We start from the raw sequence: 20,400 nt of genomic DNA, 5'->3' as shown, positions 1-20,400 counted from the left end.
CGCTTTTCACCGGAAATGGGGAACACGTTCGGGGGGAGCTACTGGACCGTCCGGAGCCTAGGTGAAATCGATATGAATCCGTTCGCGAGAGGCTCCACGGCCGATGGAGACGCCGGTTTCGACGACATCTCCGAGTTCGTCCCCGAACACCTCCCCGATCCCGGATCGTTCCTCGAGGGCCACGAGATCCTCGTCGACGAGGATCACGTCGACTTCCACGAACTCACTCGAGACCTGTTCGAGGAGCGTGGCGTCTACGACGCGACGTTCGGCTACAACCTGGTGAGGCTCAACCTCGACCACCGCCATCCCGAGGCTGGCTACCGCTATGCGGTCGAGGCCGACGATCCGACCGTCCTGCGGGCGGAGTTCACGCCGACCACCGAGTTCTGCCCGCAGGCCGACGCCCTCACGAAAGGATCGTTTCGGGCCTGGAACGGGCTCTCCGACCGCCACGAGTACGACCTCGTCCGCGTTCGCGTCCGGCCGAACCACCACCAGGCCGAGGCAGTCAACGACTCCCTCGAGCGACTCGAGTCCGAGTACGTAGAGACGGGAGAGATTCCCGGCGAGAACGAAAGCAACGGTGAAACAGGGACTCGAACTGAATCGCCGTTCTGATCGATGGGTGCGACTGGTCGTGGCTCGGGATCGGCGACAGTTACTCGCTGGTCGCGCGCACTCGTAGTCGTTGGCGTCGGCTTCTTCGTCGCCTGGCAAGTCGCCGTCCTCGCGGGGTATCCCCGTTCGTCGACGGTCGTCCTCGGAGTGTTCGGGTTCGTCTTTCACGTCGTCTTCGGGAAGGCCTACGGGCTGGTTCCTTCCTACTTCGCTCGCGAACTCGCCGTTCCGTGGGCACCGGCGGTCCACCTCCCGTTCGCTGCACTCGGAACGGTCGGTACTTTCCTTGGAAGAGCAGAGATCGGACTGGCCGCCGCCGAACCCGTGGGACTCGCTCTCTGGACCGCGGGCTGTCTCGTCTTCGTCGGGAGCCTCGGGCTGACCGTCCGGGACAACCTCACCGGCGCGGAGACGGGTACCGGAAACGTCGACGGCCACCGCGAGCGCGTCGACCGCGCTGCCAACGCTGTGGTCCCGCTCGTGATCGCGTACCTGTTAGTGGGTTCGCTGCTCGCGTTTTTCGAGGGGATCGGCCTCGAGTCGCCACTCCTCTCTGCGGGCCCCGCGACGACGCACCTGCTGGCCGCGGGAACGGCAGGATTGCTCGTGTTCGCGATCGGATTCCGGCTCCTCCCCCGATTGCTCGTGGTCGACCCGCGGATACCGCTCGTCGCAGTGGTTCTTCCGGCGGGCGCGATCGGACCGGCACTGCTCGCGATCGACCTCCACGGCGGCTGGCTGTTCCAGGTCGGTGCGTCGCTGCAGGCGATCGCACTCGTCGCGTTCGCCGTCGCCTACGCCGACATGTACCGACGGAGCGAACGGCGTCGCGTCGGCGGCTGGACGATCCTCGCAGGCGTCGGCTTCGGCGCGCTCGCGGCGGTACTCGGACTCTCCTTTGCGGCCGGGCTCGAGATCGGCTCGTCCACCGCGTTCGACGTCCACTACCGACTCGCCGTCGGTGGCTTCCTCGGATTGACGATCGTCGGAGTTACGTACCACTTCTATCCGCCAGCGATCGCCAGCCAGCGATTCGTCGACGACCGAACCGCTGGCGTGGCGGCCGCTGCGCTCGCGGTCGGGCTGGCACTCGAGGCGACGGTGCTCGTCGTGGATGCCTCCGCGCTCGAGGTCGTCGGGCGCACGTTCTCGGTGCTCGGCGCCGTGCTCTACGCCGTCGTCCTGGGGACGATCTTTCTCGAGCGCGGGTTCACGTAGTAGTCGGCCACTGCACCTATTTGACCCACGCCGGTGTCGGGAGGAACCACGATGCAAGTCGCAGTCATCGGCGCAAACGGCGGGATCGGTCGCGAGCTACTCCCACGACTCGAGGACGCCGGCCACGAACCGATCGGAGTCGTCCGCGACGAATCACAGTTCGACGAGATCCGCGACCGTGGCGGTGAACCGCGGCTCGGCGACCTCGAGGGAGAGTTCGAGTCGGCAATCGAAGGGGCCGACGCCCTCGTGTTCACGGCTGGAGCAGGTGGGGACACGGACTGGGGGAAGACGCTGCTGATCGACCTCTGGGGAGCGAAACGGACGATCGACGCCTGCGTCGAACACGGAATCGACCGGTACGTGATGATAAGTTCGCAGGGCACGGACGATCCGATGACCGGACCGGACGCGATGCGGCCGTACTGGTAGCGAAACGATGTGCCGACGACTACCTCGAGCGGTCGCCGCTCGAGGCTACGATTCTTCGGCCGACGGCGCTCACCGACGATGAGGGAACCGGACAGGTTTCGTCGACCTTCGAATCCCGCGGAGAAGACGGAGATGAGATTCCGCGGGCCGACGTCGCCCAGGCGGCCGTCGCCTGCCTGGAGAACGAGGAGACGATCGGCGAAACGATCGGGCTCTTCGGCGGCGAGACGCCCGTCGAGGAGGCGATTCGTTCCGACGGCTAAGCGGCGATCAGGGACCGTCGGCGACCTCACCGACCTCGCTCGCCGGACTCTCGTCGTCTCCGTCGTCGTCCGAGACGAACACGCCGGGGAGGCCGCGAGGCCCGTGCCGATGGATCGTCAGGAGAACGTTCGCGACGAACAGACAGAAGCCGACGGTCGCGACGATTCCGCTGACGGCTGGAACCACCGCTGGAAGGTCGAGCAGCGGGGCCGCCGACATCCCGGCGAAGCCGACCACTGTCAGGGCAAAGTCGGCCCGCTCGAGCCGGTCGTCATAGAGGTCGTCGATCATCGGCACCTGTTCGAAGCCGAGCCGGTCGCTGTACTGCTCGATCCAGATGATGAAGGGGACGATGTGGTACAGCGAGCCGACGACGACGAAGCCGAAGACGCCGAAGACGAGCAGGTTCGTCGCGTCCGGGTGGCCGAACAGCCCGCCGTAGCCGAGCGGGTCGACCCACCAGGCAGGAAGGGTCAAGACGATCCACGTGAGAAGCGAGACGGCGACGACCCAGTACCGGTCGGTCATCGGCGATCGGTCGGCGGTCGCCCCGCCGAGGATACGGACGATAACGACCGTGGCGGCGGCCAGTCCGACGAGCACGGCGACGCCGCCGATCCCTGCAAGCGGTTCGATCCCCAGCCCTCGTCCTGTCGCGAACGCGAGGATACCCGCAGGAAACAGGAGCTGCTCGGCCTCGAGCAGCCGATCGTCCACCTTGTCGAGTTCGTACTGGGCGAACATCTGGCCCAGTTGTACGAGCGCGCCGACGATCGTCGCGAGGACGGCCCCGTACAGCGCAAGCGTCGTGTGGACGAGCAGGACGTCGCCTCTCGCGAACGGCGTCCCGTCGAGCACCGGCGTCGTGAAGTCGACGGCGAGCAGGTAGCCAAGCGGTGCGAGGGCGGCGAAACAGGCGAGTGCGAACGCGAAGTGACGTTCCGTGAACTCGAGCGGGCGCGCTCGCGCGAGAGTGCGCCCGACGTTGTAGACGAACAGCCAGACCCCTGCGAGCAGGGGGAGCGCAGCCAGCGGGAGCCAGGCGAGGTCGCCGACGAGCAAGAGAGGAACGAAGGCGGCCAGCCCGACGACCACGAGCCACAACTGTGCGACCGCGAGGCGTCTCGAGTGGATCGTCACGCCGGACCAGACGGGGACGAACTGCGTCATCGCACCCATGATCGTCAGGCCGATCCAGCCGAGCAGGAGGACGTGAACGTGGGCGATTTCGGCCAACCCGGGCAGCGTTCCGACGGCCATCACGGTGCCACCGCCGACACCGACGACGAGGAAGACAAGCGCCAGCACGAAGTGCCGCAGTGGGATCGCCATCGGTGGCTGCTGGTCGGTCCGGAGCCCACCCGGTATCTGGTTCATACTCGCTCGTTAGCACCCCAGTGCCGTCCCGTTGTGTCCGAACGTGTTCGGAACGGAGCTTTCGCCGCTTGCCGCCGTATCGATGGGTATGTCCACCGAAGCCACCCAGCAAGAGCGATCCGCCGACGGAGAGACCACAGTCGAGGTCCGCTGTACCGGCCACGTCCGCGACGCCGTCGGCACCCACGAACTCGAGTACACGTTCGAGGGCGACCGACTACGAGACTTCCTCGAGGCCTTCTTCGCGGAGTACGACGTCGAGGACATGCTCATCGCCGAGACGGAGGAGGAGGCGACGGCCCACGGCTGGGCGGAGCCACCCGAGGAGTTGCCGGGCACCTGGCGCAAGAACCCCGAGGGAGAGCAGACGCGGCCGTACGCACGGGTCTGTATCAACGGCCGGTTCAACGAACACTACGACGGATTCGAGACCGAACTCGTGGCCGGCGACCGGGTCGCACTGATCTACCCGTTCATGTTCTGCTGCTAGCCGAACGGATTCGTCTCAGTCCTTACCCCATTCGGGCGGGAACTCACGGCCATGAGCGAAGACGTCAGCGACGTCGAGCCGGTGACGCGGCAGACCCACGACTGTTCCTGGTCTGCGAACCTCGAGAAACCGAAACACGCTGCGGATCGCGACCTCGTCGTCGAGCAAGCCAAGGACGCGGTGGTGGCGACTGAGGCGGGCTACCACGTCAACCTGGTCACCCACGGGGAGCACGGCCACCCCGAGACGTACCTCTGGGAGGAACTCGAGGATGTGTTCGGTGAAGGGGTTAGTCTCGAGTACGTCGACCAGTGTGGGTGTGGCGGGCACGTGACTCGAGTACACGTCGATGAGTAGTCGACTCCTTGACCTCGTTACGATTCCCAGTGTTTCAAACCACGAATTCAACTATGTAAGTATTCCAGAATCGATCACAACGGCAGTAAGAAAAACGAGGCCAAGACCCCCGATCCGAATGGTTCCTGCGAGCACTGTTCGATGCTGCGGTACGGATTCAGCGATAGCGATTACACTAAGAATCCATCCTACTGTCACCCAGCCTGAGTAGCCGCGAACGTATGGTATCGTGAAACAAACTCCTGCTAATAAGAAGAACAGAGCATTCTCCGGCCATCCCTCAGGTTCCCTGAAAATCGACACAAATCGGGTTTGGTCGGCCTCCGTTTTCGAAGACATCAGTAACTATTGATCTATCACACGTTCGAATAAACTTGAGGAGATTCATCAGATTCTCCTCCTCGACCTAGCACGTGAGCAGTGTCTGCCGATGGTCGTTGCCCATCTTCACCACCCGCGTCGATTGAGTCTCACCGCCCGGTGCATTCGTGCTTTGTATCACCCTAAATACATCACTTCTTTAGGATTTCAACAGCACCCACTACTTCACTCTCCCGACGAACATGTCACCGTCTTCCCGACCGCTGGGAACGGTAGCGGGCCTTTCCTTCCCGTAATCGGTACTCTCGAGTAATGCATCCCCGCCACCTCGACACCGCGGAGCGACCGTTCGTACTCATCTGGGAACTCTCTCAGGCCTGTGAGCTGGCGTGTGACCACTGCCGGGCCGACGCTCAGTCCCGGCGTCACCCGGACGAACTCACGACCGAGGAAGGGAAGCGGCTGCTCGAGGACGCCGCGGAGTTCGGCGACGGACAGTTAGTCGTCCTCTCGGGTGGCGACCCGCTCGTCCGCGACGACGTCGAGGAACTCGTCGCCTACGGTGACGACCTCGGACTCCGGATGACGATCACGCCCAGCGGCACGCACTCGCTGACCAGAGAACGCATCGAGGGGTTGGCCGACGCCGGCCTCAAACGGATGGCCGTCAGTCTCGACGGTGCGACGCCAGCGAGTCACGACGACTTCCGTGGCGAGGACGGCAGTTTCGCGGAGACGATCCGCGCCGTCGAACAGGCACGGGAGGCCGGCCTCCCCGTCCAGGTGAATACGACTGTCTGCCGCCAGACTATCGGTGATCTCCCCGAAATCCGAGACTTGCTCCGGGAGATCGGTGCCGTGCTGTGGAGCGTCTTCTTCCTCGTGCCCGTCGGTCGCGGGCGCATCCTCGAGCCGATCGACCCCGACGAAGCCGACGCGGTGATGGCCTGGCTCGACGAGGTAAGTAGCGAGGAGCCGTTCGGGGTCAAGACCACCGAAGCGCCCCACTACCGGCGCGTGTCGATCCAGCGGGATCGGGAAAACGCCGACGGTGGGCAGTCAGAGCGTGAGGCGGCCGGCAACGACGGCATCCAGCGTCGGACGGGGATCATCGCCGGCGACGGCTTCGCGTTCGTGAGCCACATCGGTGAGGTCTACCCCTCCGGATTCCTCCCCGAGTCGGCGGGGAACGTCCGCGAACGGCCGGTGTACGACATCTACCGGAACGCTCCACTGTTCCAGTCGCTGCGTGATCGCGACCAGCTAGAGGGGAAGTGCGGGTCCTGTCCGTACCGCCACGTCTGTGGTGGGAGTCGGTCGCGTGCCTATGCTACCACCGGGAACCCACTCGAGAGCGATCCGCTCTGTCCGTACGTTCCGGAGGGGTACGACGGGCCGCTCCCGTGGGACGACGACGAGCTAACGGGCGCTCCTCCAGAGGGCGTTTCACTGGGGGACTGACGACTGATCGGATCGTCGCGGAAAAAGCAATCGGCGACCGGTCTATGGCTGCCCGAACGACTGTTACGTGAGTGACGCGGCCCACTGGAACGACCGATCGCCGGAAGACGACAACCTGATGGGGTACAGACGTCGATGCCCAGCGGCATCGAACGCCCGGATTCGCACGCGGTAAGGGGTACGTGTTTCGAGAGGGTCGAGACCACGCCCGAGACGGATGTGGCTGAGTCCGCGTGCATTCCGGAGTTCGTACTGGACCAGTGTCGAACTTTGGCCGAAGACGTTCGCCTTCCACCGAGAGAGAAACGCAGTCGAACGCTGAGTTCGTTACTCGAGGACGACCAGCACGTCGCCCATGTCGACGCTCTGATCTTCCTCGACGGCGATTTCGGTGACGGTGCCGCCTCTAGAGGCGACGATGTCGTTTTCCATCTTCATCGCCTCGAGGACGACCAGCACGTCGCCGGCCGCGACCTCGTCGCCTTCCTCGACCTCGATGTCCAGGATCGTCCCCTGCATCTCGGCGTCGACGGTCTCGCCGTCACCGGCGACGTCGGCACTACTGTCGCTGTCGCCGCCGGCAGGCTGTGGCGGACTGGCCTGGCCACCGCCGCTCGCGTCGACGTCGCCGGCCGGAATCGCCGGCGCGCCGTGTTCCTCGAGTTCGACTTCGAACCGTTTGCCGTTGACCTCGACGGTGAACTCGCGTTCGACGGTCTCGTCGTCGTCGTCACTGCTGCTTTCGGTGTCGCCGCCCCACTGTTCCTGGGCTTCTTCGATCCGGCTCTGGTCCATCTCCTCGTCTAAGTACTTCGTCGTGTGCGTACTCGCAACGAACTCCTCGTCGGTGAGCATCAGCCGGTGGAACGGGATGATCGTCGGGATGCCTTCGATGTCGTACTCGCGGAGGGCACGCAGCGAGCGCTCGATACACTCGTCGCGGTCCTCGCCCCAGACGACGAGTTTGGCGATCATCGAGTCGTAGTCGGTGACGAGTTCGTCGCCCTGCCGCAGGGCGTCGTCCATCCGGACGCCGATCCCGCCCGGCGGGTCGTACGTCTCGAGGGTGCCACCGGTCGCGGGCGCGAAGTCCTCGGCGGCGTTCTCGGCGTTGATCCGGAACTCCATCGCGTGGCCGTCGAAGGTGACGTCGTCCTGCTCGAAGTCGATCTCTTCGCCCGCCGCAATCTGAATCTGGCGCTTGACGATGTCGTAGCCCGTGATCTCCTCGGTAACGGTGTGTTCGACCTGAATTCGAGTGTTGACCTCGAGGAAGTAGAAGTTCGCGTCCGGACCGAGCGGGCCGTCCCGTCCGGGTTCCTCCTCGACGAGGAACTCGACGGTGCCAGCGTTGGTGTAGTCGGCGGCGGCGACGCCCCGGCGTGCGGCCTCGCCGATCTTCTCGCGGAGTTCGTCCGTCAGTGCGGCCGAGGGGCCTTCCTCGATGACCTTCTGGTGGCGGCGCTGGAGCGAACAGTCCCGCTCCCCGAGGTGGCGGACGTTGCCGTGTTCGTCCGCGACGATCTGCACCTCGATGTGGCGGGGTTGCTCGAGGTAGCGTTCGAGGTAGACCGAGTCGTTGTCGAAGTAGGCTTCGCCCTCGCGTTTGGCGCTCTCGAGTTGGTCTTCGACCTCGTCCTCGGAGCGAACGACCTTCATCCCGCGACCGCCACCGCCGCCTTCGGCCTTGATCGCGATGGGATAGCCGTACTCCTCGCCGAACTCCTTGACCTCCTCGGATTCGGTGACGGGGTCGGTGGTCCCGGGAACGATCGGCACGTCGGCCTCGTCCATGATCGTCCGGGCCTTGGTCTTCTCGCCGAGCGACTCCATCGCCGAACTCGAGGGGCCGATCCAGGTGATGCCGTCGGTTTCTTCGACCTTGCCCGCGAACTCGGCGTTCTCCGCGAGGAAGCCGTAGCCGGGGTGGATCGCGTCGGCGTCGGCCTTGCGCGCGGCCTCGATGACGGCTTCGTGGTCGAGGTACGAATCCGCCGCGCGTGCCGGCCCGACGTTGTACGCTTCGTCGGCGTACCGGACGTGCCCCGAGTTCTTGTCCGCTTCCGAGTATATCGCGACGGTGCTGATGTTCAGCTCTTCACACGCTCGCATCACTCTGACGGCGATCTCTCCGCGATTCGCCACCAAGACCTTCCTGAACATTCCTGTGGGAACCGTCGTCGGGCCACTACCTTACTTTTTCGCAACGTGACGAAGAGATCAGCAATTACCACACAGATACCACCGGAATTCGGTGATCGTCCACTGATGTGTTCTGCTGTACCGATTTCCCGGAGCGACCGCAGGACGGCTCACGGTTGCCCTGACAATGACCTCCAGCAGTCCGTATGAAGCAGTTTCGTACCGGACCGGTGAACCGACCTCAGAACCGGTCCGTCCGTCCCGCGGCTGACCAGGCGTCAGTCGGCGCGTTACGTGGCACACGAATGCTGTGACGTTGCTGGGACCGGATTCGGCCGGCGAAGGCCCAACGTTTGCCGTCCCACGTTTCGTCGCCGTCGGCTGCAGCGGCAGCGACGGCCAGCGCGTGATCGTGGAGGTGCGCACCGATCGCGACCGCGATCGCCGCCGCCTCCTCGTCGTCGGCGTCCTCCGGAAGTTCGAGGGAGACGTCCGACGGAAGGACGGCCTCGAGAGCGGGACTCTCGTCCGACTCTGTCTGTCCTGAACTCATGTTACAGCGGGATGTTGCCGTGTTTCTTGTCCGGGTTCTCCTCGCGTTTCGTCTCGAGCATCTCGAGGTCGTCGATCAGGCGCGGCCGGGTCTCGGTGGGGACGATGACGTCGTCGAGGAAGCCCTTGTCGGTCGCCGTATAGGGGTTTGCGAACTCTTCCCGGTACTCCTCGATGAGTTCGTCTCGCAGGGCGTCGGGGTCGTCGGCCTCTGCGAGTTCCTGGCGGTAGAGGATGTTGACTGCACCCTGTGGTCCCATGACGGCGATTTCGGCGGTCGGCCAGGCGTAGTTGACGTCGGCACCGAGGTTTTTCGAGGCCATGACGCAGTACGCGCCGCCGTAGGCTTTCCGCGTGATGACGGTCAGCAGCGGGACGGTCGCTTCCGCGTACGCGTAGAGGAGTTTCGCCCCGTGGCGGATGATGCCACGGTGTTCCTGATCGGTGCCGGGCATGTAGCCGGGGACGTCGACGAAGGTGACGATAGGGATGTTAAAGGAGTCACAGAAGCGGACGAACCGCGACCCCTTCATCGAGGCGTCGACGGTGAGCGTGCCGGCGTTGACCCGTGGCTGGTTGGCGACGATGCCGACCGAGCGGCCGTCGAGTCGACCGAAGCCGACGACGATGTTCTGGGCGAAGTTCTCGGCTACCTCGAAGAACGAGCCCTCGTCGACGACCGAGTCGATGACGTTTGTCATGTCGTAGGGCTTCTGTGGGCTCGGCGGAACGATGTCTTTGAGCTTTTCGTCGCGCCGGTCCGGATCGTCCCAGGGGTCGACGCGTGGTGGGTCCTCGACGTTGTTCTGTGGGAGATAGGAGAGGAGCCGTTTGATGTCGTCAAGCGCCTGCTCTTCGCTCTCGCAGGCGAACTGGGCGACGCCGGTCTTGTCGGCGTGGGTCATCGCACCGCCGAGTTCCTCGTGGGTGACCTCCTCGCCGGTGACGGTCTCGGTGACACCGGGACCGGTGATGTACATGTGGCTCGTATCCTTCACCATGAAGATGAAGTCCGTGATCGACGGCGAGTAGACCGCACCGCCGGCACACGGACCCATGATCCCGGATATCTGTGGGACGACACCGCTTGCTTCCTGGTTCCGGCGGAAGATTTCAGTGAAACCGGCCAGGCTCTTGACGCCCTCCTGGATACGCGCGCCGGCGGAGTCGTTGAGCCCAACGATGGGAGCGCCGACTTCCATCGCCATGTCCATGACCTTGCAGACCTTCTCGGCGAACACTTCCCCGAGCGAACCGCCGAAGACGGTAAAGTCGTGGGCGAAGACGAAGACCGTTCGACCGTTGACCTCGCCGTATCCGGTGACGACACCGTCGCCGGGAATCTTCTTTTCCTCCATCCCGAACTGACTCGTCTGGTGAGTCCGGAGCTGGTCGAATTCGGTGAAGGTGCCGTCGTCGAGGAAGTAGTCGATCCGCTCCCGGGCGGTCATCTTCCCCTTGTCGTGTTGTTTCTCGATTCGATCCTCTCCCCCGCCGAGACGGGCCTCCTCGCGGAGATCCTCCAGCTCGCCGATTCGCTCCTCCATTGTCATGATCGTTCCCTCACGAATCCGTCCATCGGGCGAAAGAACGATTAGGGGGAGCAAAAACGTTCTGCAATTCAAACCGAAAGCTCACCGCCGTCCGATGGTTCCGTCGGCGGACGATGGTCCTTTCACCTTCTTTTCTGTTACGATTCGCGCAATATTAGACTCGTTTCCCACAATAAACTCTTTATATTGGCGGTTATCATTGTTCCTTGATGGCATACAACGTTAGCAGACGAAGGGTGCTTGCTGGAATAGGAGCTGGGACTGCGCTTTCAGTCGCCGGCTGTCTCGACGAAGAGGACGTCGAAGCTGGCACGGGCGACGAAGACAGCCCAGACGCAATGGTCGGCGTACTACAGCCGGTAACTGGTGACCTCGGCAACCTCGGTGCTCCGATCCGGGACGCTGCGATCCTTCCTGCACAACAACTCGAGGACGAGGGCGTCGACTTCGAGATCGACATTCGCGAGGAAGACACCGAATCCGAGCCCGAACCGGGAATCAGTGGGGCACAGTCGCTGGTCGACGCCGGATATCCGTCGATCACGGGTGCAGCGGCTTCGCCAGTGACGATCGCTGCCGCCGAGGACGTGTTCTTCCCGAACGAGGCCGTCGCCATCTCGCCGGCAAGTACCTCGCCGGATATCACCGACATGGAAGGCGATTACCTGCTCCGGACCTGTCCGACCGACGCCCTGCAGGGGCCGGTCATGGCCGAGATTGCCTTCGAAGAGGAGGGGTACGAGACCGCCTCGACGCTCTACCTGAACCAGGACTACGGCCAGGGGCTGAACGACGCGTTCGTCGAGGAGTTCGAATCACTCGGCGGCGAAGTCCTCGAAGAAGTTGCGTTCGAGCCCGAACAGCCGTCCTACAGCTCCGAACTCGAGTCGACGCTGGCCGACGATCCAGACATTCTGTTGGTCGTCGGCTATCCAGACAGCGGTGAACAGATCTTCCGTGACTTCTACTCGGATACCGACGGCGAAACGCCGATCATCGTCCCGGACGGCCTACAGGACGAGAGCCTGCCCGCCGGTGTCGACAATCCGATGGAAAACGTCTTCGGGACGGCACCGGCAGCCGCCGGCCCTGGCGCCGAGACGTTCACGGACCTGTTCGAGAGCGAGTACGGCAGCGAACCCGGCGTGTTCACCGCTCAGGCCTACGACGCGACGGCGATCCACATTCTCGCACAGCTCCGTGCCGGCGAACTCAGCGGCCCCGCTATCAGTGAACAGGTCCGCGAAGTGACAGACCCTGGCGGCGAACTCGTCACCCCTGAAAACCTCGCAGAAGGGCTCGTGATGGCAGCAGACGGCGACGAGATCGAGTATCAGGGCGCCTCTGGTGAGGTCGTCTTCGACGAAAACGGTGACCTCGAAGCAGCGACGTACGACATCTTCGAGTACCACATGGACGGCTACGACGTCACCGATCAGCACGACTTCTAATCGGTCGCTCGTCCGTTTTTCGCCGAACGACGTTCGAAGCCGTTTTTTGTAGCGTAACTCGTCGTGTCCGTCTTCGAAACAGTGAGTTGGCCGTTCGATCGCGAAGAGAAGCGTTCGGTCTGGCTGCCCTTAGCCGCCGAGGAAGTCCTGGCGGACCTGTTCGTCCGCAAGAAGCGCATCCCCGCTGTCGACGTACCGATTCTGTCCCTGGACGAGGACGTAGCCGCGGTCACAGCGCCGGAGCGCCTCTTTTGCGTTCTGCTCGACGAGCAAAATTGCTGTTCCGTCGTCGTTGATCTCGTCGATCCGGTCGAACATGTCATCGACCAGGTCCGGTGCGAGCCCGGCGCTTGGCTCGTCCAGCATCAGCAGGTCGGGTTCGAGCATCAGCGCACGCCCCATCGCGAGCATCTGCTGTTGTCCGCCGCTCATCGTGCCGGCCTTCTGGTCTTTCCGCTCCTCGAGAATCGGGAACCGATCGAAGATCCGCTGGAGGCGGTCCTCCGGGACTTCTTCGAGAATGTACGCGCCCATCTCGAGGTTCTCGAGGACCGACATCGACGGAAAGACGTTGTCGTTCTGTGGGACGTAGCCGATACCGGTCTGGATGATGTCCTCCGGACGGTAGCCGTGGATCCCCTCGTCGTCGAACGTCACCGAACCGCCCATGTAGTTCGTCAGACCGAAGATCGATTTCATCACAGTCGACTTGCCGGCCCCGTTCGGGCCGACGATGGTGACGTACTCTCCGTCCTCGACGTTCAGGTCGACGTTCTCGAGAATCTGCAGGTCGCCGTACCCCGCGTCGAGATCCGAGACGTCCAGCAGTGCCATCAGACGTCACCTCCGAGGTAGGCCTCGATGACTTCCTCGTTGTCCTTGACCGCTGCCGGTTCCCCTTCCGCGAGTACCTGACCCTGATGCATGACGATAACGTGTTCGCAGTGGTTCATGATGACGTCCATGTCGTGTTCGACCAGCAGGAACGTGTAGCCCTGATCCTGCAGTTCGTGGATGTGAGAAAGCAACTTCTTCTCGAGCGACGGGTTGACGCCGGCCATCGGCTCGTCTAACAGGAGCATCTCGGGATCGGTCAACAGCGCTCGCGCCAACTCGAGCAGTTTGCGCTGGCCACCCGAAAGGTTGCCGGCGTACTCCTCGGCGAGGTGGTCGATCTCGAAGAACTCGAGGGTTTCCCAGGCTCGCTCCCGGAGCTCTCGTTCCTGTTCGACGACCTCCTGGCGGGCGATCGGCATCACCGAGTGCCACATCGACTCACCCAGCTGGTCTTTGGGGGCAAGCATCATGTTCTCGAGAACCGTCATCTCGGGGAGTTCTCGGGCAATCTGGAACGTCCGGACCAGTCCCTGGTTCGCGACCTGGTGTGGGTCTCGGCCCGTGATCTCGGTCCCGTCGAAGACGACCGCACCGTCGTCGGGTTCGTGGACGCCCGTGATGCAGTTGAACGTGGTCGACTTCCCGGCACCGTTCGGACCGATCAGGCCAGTGATCGTTCCGCGTTCGACCTCGAAACTTGCACCGTCGATCGCTGTAATTCCGCCGAACCGCTTGATCATGTTCTCGACTCGCAGGATCGACGTATCGGTTGGGTCGCTACTGGTTGCAGTCGATACGGCCGTTTCGTCCTCGGTCTCGAGATTACTCATCGGTCTCACCTCCGTCGGATCGCACGCTCGAGTCGCCGCCCGTCGTCGGTCGCTGGGAAAGGTCCGTCGCCGCCGCGATTTCTTTCCGGTGGCCGAGCAGACCGTCGGGTCGCCAGATCATCAGCACGATCAGGACGACGCCGACGAGGATGAATCGAATCTCGTCGAGCGTTCCGACGGTGTACCCGACGAGCGCCAGCGGATCGCCGTTGCCGAGCGCGACGAACGCGTCGTAGATCGTCGGTGGTGAACGGGTATCCAGATTTGCACGCACGATTGCCCGAATGAATCGTGGTCCTTCCCAGAGGAACGCGGCGAAAACGAATCCGCCGACGACACTACCGGTGTTCGACCCGGCACCCCCGACGATCAGTGCAACGAAGATGTAGAACGTGATGATCGGCATGAAGCTGCTCGGACTCACCAGGGTTCGGCTTCCCATCCAGAGGATGCCCGCGAGCCCCATTAGCGAACAGCCGACGACGAAAACGATCACCTTCACGCGGTCAGTGTTTTTGCCGAGCGAACGTGCTGCGAGTTCGTCCTCGCGGATCGCCTTCAGGAGTCGTCCGAACGGCGAGTACGCGATTCGCGTCAACAGCAGGTAAAAGAGGACGACGAACGCAAGCAGTATGCCGGTGTAGAGTCCGCTCTCGATAACCGATGGCTGGACGCCGAACAGCCTGCCGAACAGGATAAGTTGCTCTCCCAGCATGCCGAGGACGGGTAGGTCCAGCAACCACGGAACGATGCTGTCGACCGGCGTGTACCGGATGCCACCGCCACCGCCGGTTCCGTACTCGGTGCCGCCGATCTCGACCGATCGAAGCGATCCGGACAACAGCGCGAGCCGGATGATTTCGGAAAGCCCGAGGGTCACGATTGCGAAGTAGTCGGCACGGACGCGCAAGGCCGGTAGTGCGGCGATGAGTCCGACCAGACCGGCAGCGATCATGCCGCCGATGATCCCGACCGGAATCGGAAGTCCCAGACCGGCGGGCGACCCGTCCGGCGACGCGGTCAGAATCGCCATCGTGTAAACACCGACCGCCATGAAGCCGGCAACACCGATATTGAACAGACCGGTGTACCCCCAGTGAAGGTTGAGTGCGAGAGCGACCAGCGCGTAGACGGCCGCGAAGAACGTGACCTGCTGGAGGAAACCGACGATCTCGTTGACCGAAACGCCGGCAAGCAGACCGACAACGGCGAACCCGACGTAGGTTGCGACGACGATCCCGGCAATCAACAGCAGGTCGCTCGCCCACTGTGGCAGGTCGTCGGGTACGATTCCGTCGGCGATGTCGGAGTCGGTCTCGCTCATGCTGTCTCCACCCCTCCGAAGAGGCCCTGCGGCCGGAAAATTAACACGACGATCATCAGCGTGAACGCCGCGATTTCGTTCAGGTCGGCGGGAATCCAGATCAGCGAGAGATTGATCGTAAGCCCGATGATGAGCGATCCCGCCAGCGCACCGTAGATCGAACCGATCCCGCCGAGGATGACCGCGGCGAAGATCAACAGGAGTAGGAACCAGCCGAGGTTGATCGTGATCTGGCCGCGATCGAGGACGATCAGGTAGCCAGCGACGCCTGCGAGTCCGGAGCCGATCACCCAGGTCGCGAAGATCACGCGCTCGGTCGGAATACCCGTGATGAGCGCGAGGTCCTTGTTGTCGGCCATCGCACGCATCGACTTCCCGAGTTTGGTGTACTGCAAGAGCAGGTGAACGCCGAGTATCAGCGTGAGGGCGGAGACGACGAGCGTCGCCTCGTGAAGATCGATCGTCTCGATCGGCAGAACGGGGACCGAGACCTCCGGTGCCGAGGCGACCACACCTCGCGTGTCCGTCGTGTAGAACAGCGCGATGAGATACCGGAGCGCCAGCGCGACGCCGACGCTCGCGATCAACAGCGGAATGCCGCCTGCATCACGCATCCGCCTGTAGACGAGTCGATCGATCGCAAGCGCGACGAGCACCGTGACGACGGCGGCGAAAACGAGGCCGAGCACGATCGCAAGCGGCGACGCGAGGACGTCCATTCCTACGATTCCGGGCGCTGCACCCCCGTCCGCCCGGAGGAGGAGTCGGCTACCCAGATCCGCGAGGCCGAGTCCGCCAACGAGGTAGGCGACCGTCCAACCGGAGAAGGCACCCGTCGTGAGGAGATCCCCGTGCGAGAAGTTCGCGAACCGAAGGATGCTGTAGGTCATCGACAATCCGATCGCAGCCAGGCCGATGTACAGCGAGTCGACGATTCCGTTCCACGTATAGGCCCAGAGCCGTCCGAGCGGCAGTTCCCCAGTTATCACCAGACGTATCAGATCTAGAGCGAGCAGAACGATTCCGAGCAACAGGATCCCACCGACAGCTTCCTGTGGCGAAAGCTCAGAGAGTCGCCCCCTCACGTTACTTGTACTCATACGTCAGAGTGTTACACCGGGGGTTCAAATAGTTCACGACAGCGTAGGGGTCGGCGGATTTTGACTCATTCGAAAACAGTCAGCATAACGGATGTTACTGGGCTTTCGGTACTCCTGACGACGAACTCTGTTTCGTGTTCCCCATTAACAGTGAGGACCGCGTTCGAATGCGAGCAGCCCCGCCACCCTACCGCACCGCTCAGATGGCGTCGTACGGTCCGAGTCGCGTTCCGTCGAGTAGGTAGGCCTCCCCGTCCGAGAGGCCGTCCGGCAGAAACGGTGCGAGAAACGACTGGTCCGGGAGATTCACCCAGGTCCCGCCGACGAGGTCGTTGAACGCCGGCAGTACGATCAGACCGGATGGCGGCCGGCCGTCGCCTGCGACCCCCGGACCCTCACCGTTCGTATCGTAGTGCTCTCGAAACGCCGCCGGATCAGCCCGTCCGCGGAGCCACACCCGTTCGACGCGGCTGCCGCCGACCTCGTCCTCGAGGCGAACGCAGGGGTGTTCGTGTCCCAGACAGATCACTTCGCTCTCGAGCACCTCGCGTGCGGGCCAGGTGTGGCCGTGACAGACGCCGATGCCGTCGATAGCGATCCCGTCGCCTGGAACGACAGTTACGTCGGCGGGGCCGTCGCCGTACTCGCTATCGTCGACGAGCCACGTCTCGATCTTCCCGTCGTGGTTACCCTTCACGACCGTCACCGAAAGCGTCGGAGGGAACGACTCGAACAGCACCTCGAGTTCGCCGCGTTCGGCACCGCCGGGGTCGCCGATCGAGTGCATGAGATCACCGAGGACGACGAGGTGGTCGGGATCAGTGCGCTCGAGCAGCGAGAGCAAGCGTTCGCGGCGGTCCGGGGCGCGACTCGGGACGTCGACGCCGCGTTCGTACCGCAGGCCAGCCTCGTAGCCGGCGTGGTAGTCGGCGACGAGCAGCAGGCGGTCTCCGCCAGCCGTCGCGGTCGCGGCGGGTTCGCCGGGGACCGGTTCGACGCGAATCTCGTCGCTACCGGTCGTATCCTGGGACATTGCAGCGTCTCAGATCGGCTTCAGGGTCTGCTCGTTGGGTTCGTAACACTGGCCACCCATCAGCGCGTCCTGGATCGCGTCCTCGACCTCGCTCTCGTCGACCTCGAGGTCGTCCGTGACGGTATCGACGAGTTCGGCGCGATCGGCCCCGTCGCCGTCGTCGAGTTCAGTCATCGTCTCGACGACGTACGTCTCGAGGTCGACGTCATCGTCAGTGTCGTCCTCGCTGTCGTCGGCGTCGGCCTCCGGTTCGGCGTCATCGTCCTCGGTAGCCGGTTCGGCGTCATCGTCCTCAGTAGCCGGTTCGTCGTCAGCGTCTTCGGTAGCCGGTTCGTTGTCCTCGAGTCCCGACGTCGGTGCGGCGCCAATGTCGTCGTCGGCATCGGCGTCCGATTCTGCTTCGGGGTCGGGTTCCGGAACGTCGATGTCCGCTTCACCCGGGCTTTCGACCTCTGCACCCGTCGAGAATTCGGTTCCGAACTCCTCTTCGATCTGTTGGCGCTCCTCCTCGTCCATCTCGTACATGCCGGCGTCCATGGATTCCGCGTCGACGTCTGCGGGTTCGTCGGCAGGTTCGCCGGACTCGTCGTCCGGTTGGGATGTCGGCTCTTCGGGCGCGTCGTCTTCGTCGACGGGTTCGTCGTCCACTTCTTCGTGTTCAGTGTCAACGTCGTCGGATCCGTCGTCCACTTCTTCGGATTCGGTGTCCACGCCGTCGGTCGCCGTCTCCGCCGACGGCGTTGCCTCGTCGGTCTCCTCGAGTTCGGCTGGTTCGTCCGCTTCAACCTCGGCGTCGTCGCTCGGACTCGAGTCGCTGGCGGTCGCCGTTCCGGTCGCGGACCCGCTGGCGACTGCGTCCGTGGTCGCTTCGGCGTCGTCCTCCCCGGTTGCCGCCGCGATCGGTTCGTCGGACTGTTCGGTATCGGCGGCTCCGACGGGCAACTCGAGATCCGTTCCGAGGTCGGCCAGCGACTCGAAACTCGAATCGGCAGCGCGTGACTCGCCGGGTGCTACCTCGAGCGGTTCGACCTGATCGCGCTCACCAGCGACGCCCTCGACGGCCTCGATTGCACGGTCGCGCAGGGCCGCGAGGTAGGCTGAGGTCGTCCCGTAGTGGTCGCGTGCGAGCGGGACGCCGGCGGCCAGTCCGTTCTCGACGCCGGCCTCGTGGAGCGTCTCGGTCAGTTCGTCGCCGCTTCCGTCCAGATTCGCGGCGGCAGCGTACGTGCCGATCCGCTCGAGCGTCTCCTTGGCGGCGCTGACGACCCAGCGGTCGCGGGTGTCGGCGTCGACGGTCGCGATACTCTCGGGACGGATCGAGGTGTAGACCTGATCCGAGTCGTCTGGCTGGAAGGTCCGTGCCTTGCCAGTGACCGCGACGAACGCCGGGGGCTCGAGGCTCTCTAAGGTCGCGAGTTCGTCGGGCTGGTACTGGCCGGCGTAGACGACGAACGCGCCGGTCGGATCGACGATACGGGCGCGGACCATCTCGTCGTTGACGGCCGTCACCTCGGTGAGCGTCCCGACGACGAACAGGCGGTTGATCCGGGCACCCGTCGGTGAGATGACGTAGTTTGGCGCGCGTTCCTCGTCGCTCTCGGCGTAGGACATCGAGGCGTCGTCGTACTCCGTCGCGAACAGCCGATAGGCGATTTCCCGTCCGGGAATCTCCTCGTCGTTGGCGCTCATGCGTTCACCTCCGTCTCGCGTTCGTCAGCACCACCGGTCCCGAGTGACTCGAGGAACGCTCGTGCGCGTTGTTCGGGGTCGTCGTCGCTCTCCTCGAACGTCTCGGCATCGAGATTCGCGCCGTACTCGTCGACCGAGAGATGTCCGCGGACGCGGTACTCGCGGCCGACGATCCGCTCGCGGATCCGGTCGGCGACGACCTCCTGGTCCATCGCCTCGCGAGCTTGTTCGAGGGCGTCCTCGAGGCTGCCGCCGTAGACATCTTCGGTCAACTCGTCGTCGAGGACGGCGGTCAGCGTCCCGGTGCCGTCGTCGACGATCGCTTTCACGCGGAGGTCGTCGATCCCGTCGACGTCGCCGTGGGTCCGGCACTGCCCCTTCTGGATGACGCGGTAGCACTCGGGGCAGCGCTGGATGAGCCCCGAGCCGTCCCGCACCGCGATGACGTTTCCGACTACCTCGACGTCGTAGATGCCGCCGGTTCGGACGGCTTCACCGACGTCCATCGTCGTCGTATCGGCCCCGACGTCTATCTCGCGCTCGAGGTCGGTCACGGTCGAGAACTCCGAGACGTTGACCTCGGGGACGCCGCGGAACTCCTGAACGTAGGCGTTCTCGATGCGGACCGCGTTTCCTTCCTCGATCTCCGGAGCGGGATCCCAGTTCGTAAACGGCAGGCGGCCGCTCTCGTCGCCGAAGACGCCACTCAGAATCTCGGTCTCGCCGTCACGTCCGTCGATCGTCCGGCGCTCACACTCGAGGACGGTCACCTCGACGTCGGCCGCACGGTCACCGGTCTGGAGGTCGGCGAGGTCGGATTCGCCACCGATCTCGTAGGGAGTCTCGAGCGATTCCTCCTCGAAGGAAAGCGACGTGCTCTCGCCGAGATTGAGTTCGGGTTCGCCGTCCCACTCTCGGACGGAGGCGTTGCCCGCGGTGATCGTATCGCCCGGCGAGAGGCCGAAGTCCTCCCAGGACGTGTAGTCGATGACGCCGGTGTCGTCGGCCAGTCGGCCTTCGACGATGACGTGATCGTCTCCCTGGTACCGAATCGAGCGTTTGCCGGCGGTGAGGACGACGCCGGTAACGGTGACGTTGCTGTCTTCGGGCGCGATGTCGGCGATGTCCTTCGACGAGGGCGCACTGCTACCGCCGCTCGAGCCGTCGCCGTACTTCCGGCGGAGGCTCTGTTTGGCTTCGTCGATGGGAACGCTGTACTCTATCAGGTTCTGCAGGTCGGCTTTGACCTCCTCTTTGTCGACACCGAGGTCGGAGGCGAGATCCTCGGCATGATTGTCGAGTTCCATTCGTTCTCCACTTTGCGAGGGAAATTTAAAAGCGTTCCTCG

The 20,400-nt window shown here is 63.8% G+C and carries 19 protein-coding genes; 8 read left to right on the top strand and 11 right to left on the bottom strand.

Features of this window, described 5'->3' with window-relative positions; all coding sequences use genetic code 11:
- Positions 1-15 precede the first annotated feature (15 nt).
- From BLR35_RS05335 to BLR35_RS21230, 4 genes are read left to right on the top strand one after another with little or no spacing between them, the layout of a single operon-like run.
- Positions 16-621 (top strand): DUF7998 family protein, encoded by a 606-nt coding sequence (locus tag BLR35_RS05335; RefSeq protein ID WP_090378422.1) that lies wholly within the window; start codon positions 16-18, stop codon positions 619-621.
- Between the two features lie 3 nt (positions 622-624).
- On the top strand, positions 625-1,839 hold the full coding sequence (locus BLR35_RS05330; protein ID WP_090378419.1) for a hypothetical protein: 1,215 nt from the start codon (positions 625-627) through the stop codon (positions 1,837-1,839).
- A 51-nt stretch (positions 1,840-1,890) separates the two neighbouring features.
- Positions 1,891-2,271: an NAD(P)H-binding protein gene (locus BLR35_RS20870; protein WP_211704964.1), complete on the top strand. Its 381-nt coding sequence runs from the start codon at positions 1,891-1,893 to the stop codon at positions 2,269-2,271.
- On the top strand, positions 2,175-2,534 hold the full coding sequence (locus BLR35_RS21230; RefSeq protein WP_211704967.1) for an NAD(P)H-binding protein: 360 nt from the start codon (positions 2,175-2,177) through the stop codon (positions 2,532-2,534). Before BLR35_RS20870 ends, BLR35_RS21230 begins: the two co-directional genes overlap by 97 nt.
- 7 nt (positions 2,535-2,541) lie before the next feature.
- Here BLR35_RS21230 and BLR35_RS05320 read toward each other — a convergent pair whose 3' ends face one another.
- Positions 2,542-3,912: a hypothetical protein gene (locus BLR35_RS05320; protein WP_090378416.1), complete on the bottom strand. Its 1,371-nt coding sequence runs from the start codon at positions 3,910-3,912 to the stop codon at positions 2,542-2,544.
- A gap of 88 nt (positions 3,913-4,000) precedes the next feature.
- Here BLR35_RS05320 and BLR35_RS05315 point away from each other — a divergent pair, with 88 nt between their 5' ends.
- The 3 genes from BLR35_RS05315 (at position 4,001) to BLR35_RS05300 (ending at position 6,541) form a co-directional block, all read left to right on the top strand.
- Complete coding sequence (locus BLR35_RS05315; RefSeq protein WP_090378414.1) at positions 4,001-4,402, top strand: ubiquitin family protein; 402 nt, start codon at positions 4,001-4,003, stop codon at positions 4,400-4,402.
- Positions 4,403-4,453: 51 nt separating this feature from the next.
- Complete coding sequence (locus BLR35_RS05310; protein ID WP_090378410.1) at positions 4,454-4,759, top strand: CGCGG family putative rSAM-modified RiPP protein; 306 nt, start codon at positions 4,454-4,456, stop codon at positions 4,757-4,759.
- A 633-nt stretch (positions 4,760-5,392) separates the two neighbouring features.
- A complete protein-coding gene (locus BLR35_RS05300; RefSeq protein WP_090378404.1) occupies positions 5,393-6,541 on the top strand; it encodes a TIGR04053 family radical SAM/SPASM domain-containing protein in 1,149 nt (382 codons plus the stop codon).
- Positions 6,542-6,868: 327 nt separating this feature from the next.
- On the opposite strand, the gene BLR35_RS05295 is transcribed toward BLR35_RS05300, so the two are convergent.
- From BLR35_RS05295 to BLR35_RS05285, 3 genes are all read right to left on the bottom strand, one after another.
- Positions 6,869-8,704: an acetyl-CoA carboxylase biotin carboxylase subunit gene (locus BLR35_RS05295; RefSeq protein WP_090378401.1), complete on the bottom strand. Its 1,836-nt coding sequence runs from the start codon at positions 8,702-8,704 to the stop codon at positions 6,869-6,871.
- Between the two features lie 220 nt (positions 8,705-8,924).
- Positions 8,925-9,236: a DUF8022 family protein gene (locus tag BLR35_RS05290; RefSeq protein WP_090378399.1), complete on the bottom strand. Its 312-nt coding sequence runs from the start codon at positions 9,234-9,236 to the stop codon at positions 8,925-8,927.
- Position 9,237: 1 nt separating this feature from the next.
- Positions 9,238-10,782, bottom strand: a complete 1,545-nt coding sequence (locus tag BLR35_RS05285) for an acyl-CoA carboxylase subunit beta (protein ID WP_090378396.1) — start codon at positions 10,780-10,782, stop codon at positions 9,238-9,240.
- 215 nt (positions 10,783-10,997) lie between these two features.
- Between BLR35_RS05285 and BLR35_RS05280 the strand changes: the two genes are divergently transcribed.
- Entirely contained in the window at positions 10,998-12,239 is a 1,242-nt protein-coding gene (locus BLR35_RS05280; protein ID WP_090378393.1) for an ABC transporter substrate-binding protein, read from the top strand.
- Positions 12,240-12,368: 129 nt separating this feature from the next.
- Here BLR35_RS05280 and BLR35_RS05275 read toward each other — a convergent pair whose 3' ends face one another.
- The 7 genes from BLR35_RS05275 to BLR35_RS05245 all read right to left on the bottom strand — a co-directional run bounded on the left by BLR35_RS05275 (position 12,369) and on the right by BLR35_RS05245 (position 20,359).
- Positions 12,369-13,073, bottom strand: coding sequence for an ABC transporter ATP-binding protein (locus BLR35_RS05275; RefSeq protein WP_090378390.1), 705 nt, complete (start codon positions 13,071-13,073; stop codon positions 12,369-12,371).
- On the bottom strand, positions 13,073-13,906 hold the full coding sequence (locus tag BLR35_RS05270) for an ABC transporter ATP-binding protein (protein ID WP_090378387.1): 834 nt from the start codon (positions 13,904-13,906) through the stop codon (positions 13,073-13,075). The genes BLR35_RS05275 and BLR35_RS05270 overlap by 1 nt, the downstream gene beginning before the upstream one ends.
- Complete coding sequence (locus BLR35_RS05265) at positions 13,899-15,230, bottom strand: branched-chain amino acid ABC transporter permease (RefSeq protein ID WP_090378384.1); 1,332 nt, start codon at positions 15,228-15,230, stop codon at positions 13,899-13,901. The genes BLR35_RS05270 and BLR35_RS05265 overlap by 8 nt, the downstream gene beginning before the upstream one ends.
- Positions 15,227-16,330: a branched-chain amino acid ABC transporter permease gene (locus tag BLR35_RS05260; protein WP_090378381.1), complete on the bottom strand. Its 1,104-nt coding sequence runs from the start codon at positions 16,328-16,330 to the stop codon at positions 15,227-15,229. Before BLR35_RS05260 ends, BLR35_RS05265 begins: the two co-directional genes overlap by 4 nt.
- 199 nt (positions 16,331-16,529) lie before the next feature.
- Positions 16,530-17,363 carry a metallophosphoesterase gene (locus BLR35_RS05255; protein WP_090378378.1) on the bottom strand — a complete coding sequence of 278 codons (834 nt, stop codon included), beginning with the start codon at positions 17,361-17,363 and terminating at the stop codon, positions 16,530-16,532.
- A gap of 9 nt (positions 17,364-17,372) precedes the next feature.
- Positions 17,373-19,052, bottom strand: a complete 1,680-nt coding sequence (locus tag BLR35_RS05250; protein WP_090378375.1) for a hypothetical protein — start codon at positions 19,050-19,052, stop codon at positions 17,373-17,375.
- Positions 19,049-20,359, bottom strand: a complete 1,311-nt coding sequence (locus tag BLR35_RS05245; protein WP_090378372.1) for a Single-stranded DNA binding protein — start codon at positions 20,357-20,359, stop codon at positions 19,049-19,051. The genes BLR35_RS05250 and BLR35_RS05245 overlap by 4 nt, the downstream gene beginning before the upstream one ends.
- Positions 20,360-20,400 lie beyond the last annotated feature (41 nt).

Source organism: Natronobacterium texcoconense, from assembly GCF_900104065.1.
Classification (GTDB): Archaea; Halobacteriota; Halobacteria; order Halobacteriales; family Natrialbaceae; genus Natronobacterium; species Natronobacterium texcoconense.
Note: the sequence above shows the minus strand (reverse complement) of the source record. Positions and strands in the feature narration are given on the sequence as shown.

Bases quoted from the DNA above. Each gene is read 5' to 3' on its own strand.
- BLR35_RS05335 (WP_090378422.1), top strand. From the start codon at position 16: ATGGGGAACACGTTCGGGGGGAGCTACTGGACCGTCCGGAGCCTAGGT.
- BLR35_RS05330 (WP_090378419.1), top strand. From the start codon at position 625: ATGGGTGCGACTGGTCGTGGCTCGGGATCGGCGACAGTTACTCGCTGG.
- BLR35_RS20870 (WP_211704964.1), top strand. From the start codon at position 1,891: ATGCAAGTCGCAGTCATCGGCGCAAACGGCGGGATCGGTCGCGAGCTA.
- BLR35_RS05320 (WP_090378416.1), bottom strand. From the start codon at position 3,912: ATGAACCAGATACCGGGTGGGCTCCGGACCGACCAGCAGCCACCGATG.
- BLR35_RS05315 (WP_090378414.1), top strand. From the start codon at position 4,001: ATGTCCACCGAAGCCACCCAGCAAGAGCGATCCGCCGACGGAGAGACC.
- BLR35_RS05310 (WP_090378410.1), top strand. From the start codon at position 4,454: ATGAGCGAAGACGTCAGCGACGTCGAGCCGGTGACGCGGCAGACCCAC.
- BLR35_RS05300 (WP_090378404.1), top strand. From the start codon at position 5,393: ATGCATCCCCGCCACCTCGACACCGCGGAGCGACCGTTCGTACTCATC.
- BLR35_RS05295 (WP_090378401.1), bottom strand. From the start codon at position 8,704: ATGTTCAGGAAGGTCTTGGTGGCGAATCGCGGAGAGATCGCCGTCAGA.
- BLR35_RS05290 (WP_090378399.1), bottom strand. From the start codon at position 9,236: ATGAGTTCAGGACAGACAGAGTCGGACGAGAGTCCCGCTCTCGAGGCC.
- BLR35_RS05285 (WP_090378396.1), bottom strand. From the start codon at position 10,782: ATGGAGGAGCGAATCGGCGAGCTGGAGGATCTCCGCGAGGAGGCCCGT.
- BLR35_RS05280 (WP_090378393.1), top strand. From the start codon at position 10,998: ATGGCATACAACGTTAGCAGACGAAGGGTGCTTGCTGGAATAGGAGCT.
- BLR35_RS05275 (WP_090378390.1), bottom strand. From the start codon at position 13,073: ATGGCACTGCTGGACGTCTCGGATCTCGACGCGGGGTACGGCGACCTG.
- BLR35_RS05270 (WP_090378387.1), bottom strand. From the start codon at position 13,906: ATGAGTAATCTCGAGACCGAGGACGAAACGGCCGTATCGACTGCAACC.
- BLR35_RS05265 (WP_090378384.1), bottom strand. From the start codon at position 15,230: ATGAGCGAGACCGACTCCGACATCGCCGACGGAATCGTACCCGACGAC.
- BLR35_RS05260 (WP_090378381.1), bottom strand. From the start codon at position 16,330: ATGAGTACAAGTAACGTGAGGGGGCGACTCTCTGAGCTTTCGCCACAG.
- BLR35_RS05255 (WP_090378378.1), bottom strand. From the start codon at position 17,363: ATGTCCCAGGATACGACCGGTAGCGACGAGATTCGCGTCGAACCGGTC.
- BLR35_RS05250 (WP_090378375.1), bottom strand. From the start codon at position 19,052: ATGAGCGCCAACGACGAGGAGATTCCCGGACGGGAAATCGCCTATCGG.
- BLR35_RS05245 (WP_090378372.1), bottom strand. From the start codon at position 20,359: ATGGAACTCGACAATCATGCCGAGGATCTCGCCTCCGACCTCGGTGTC.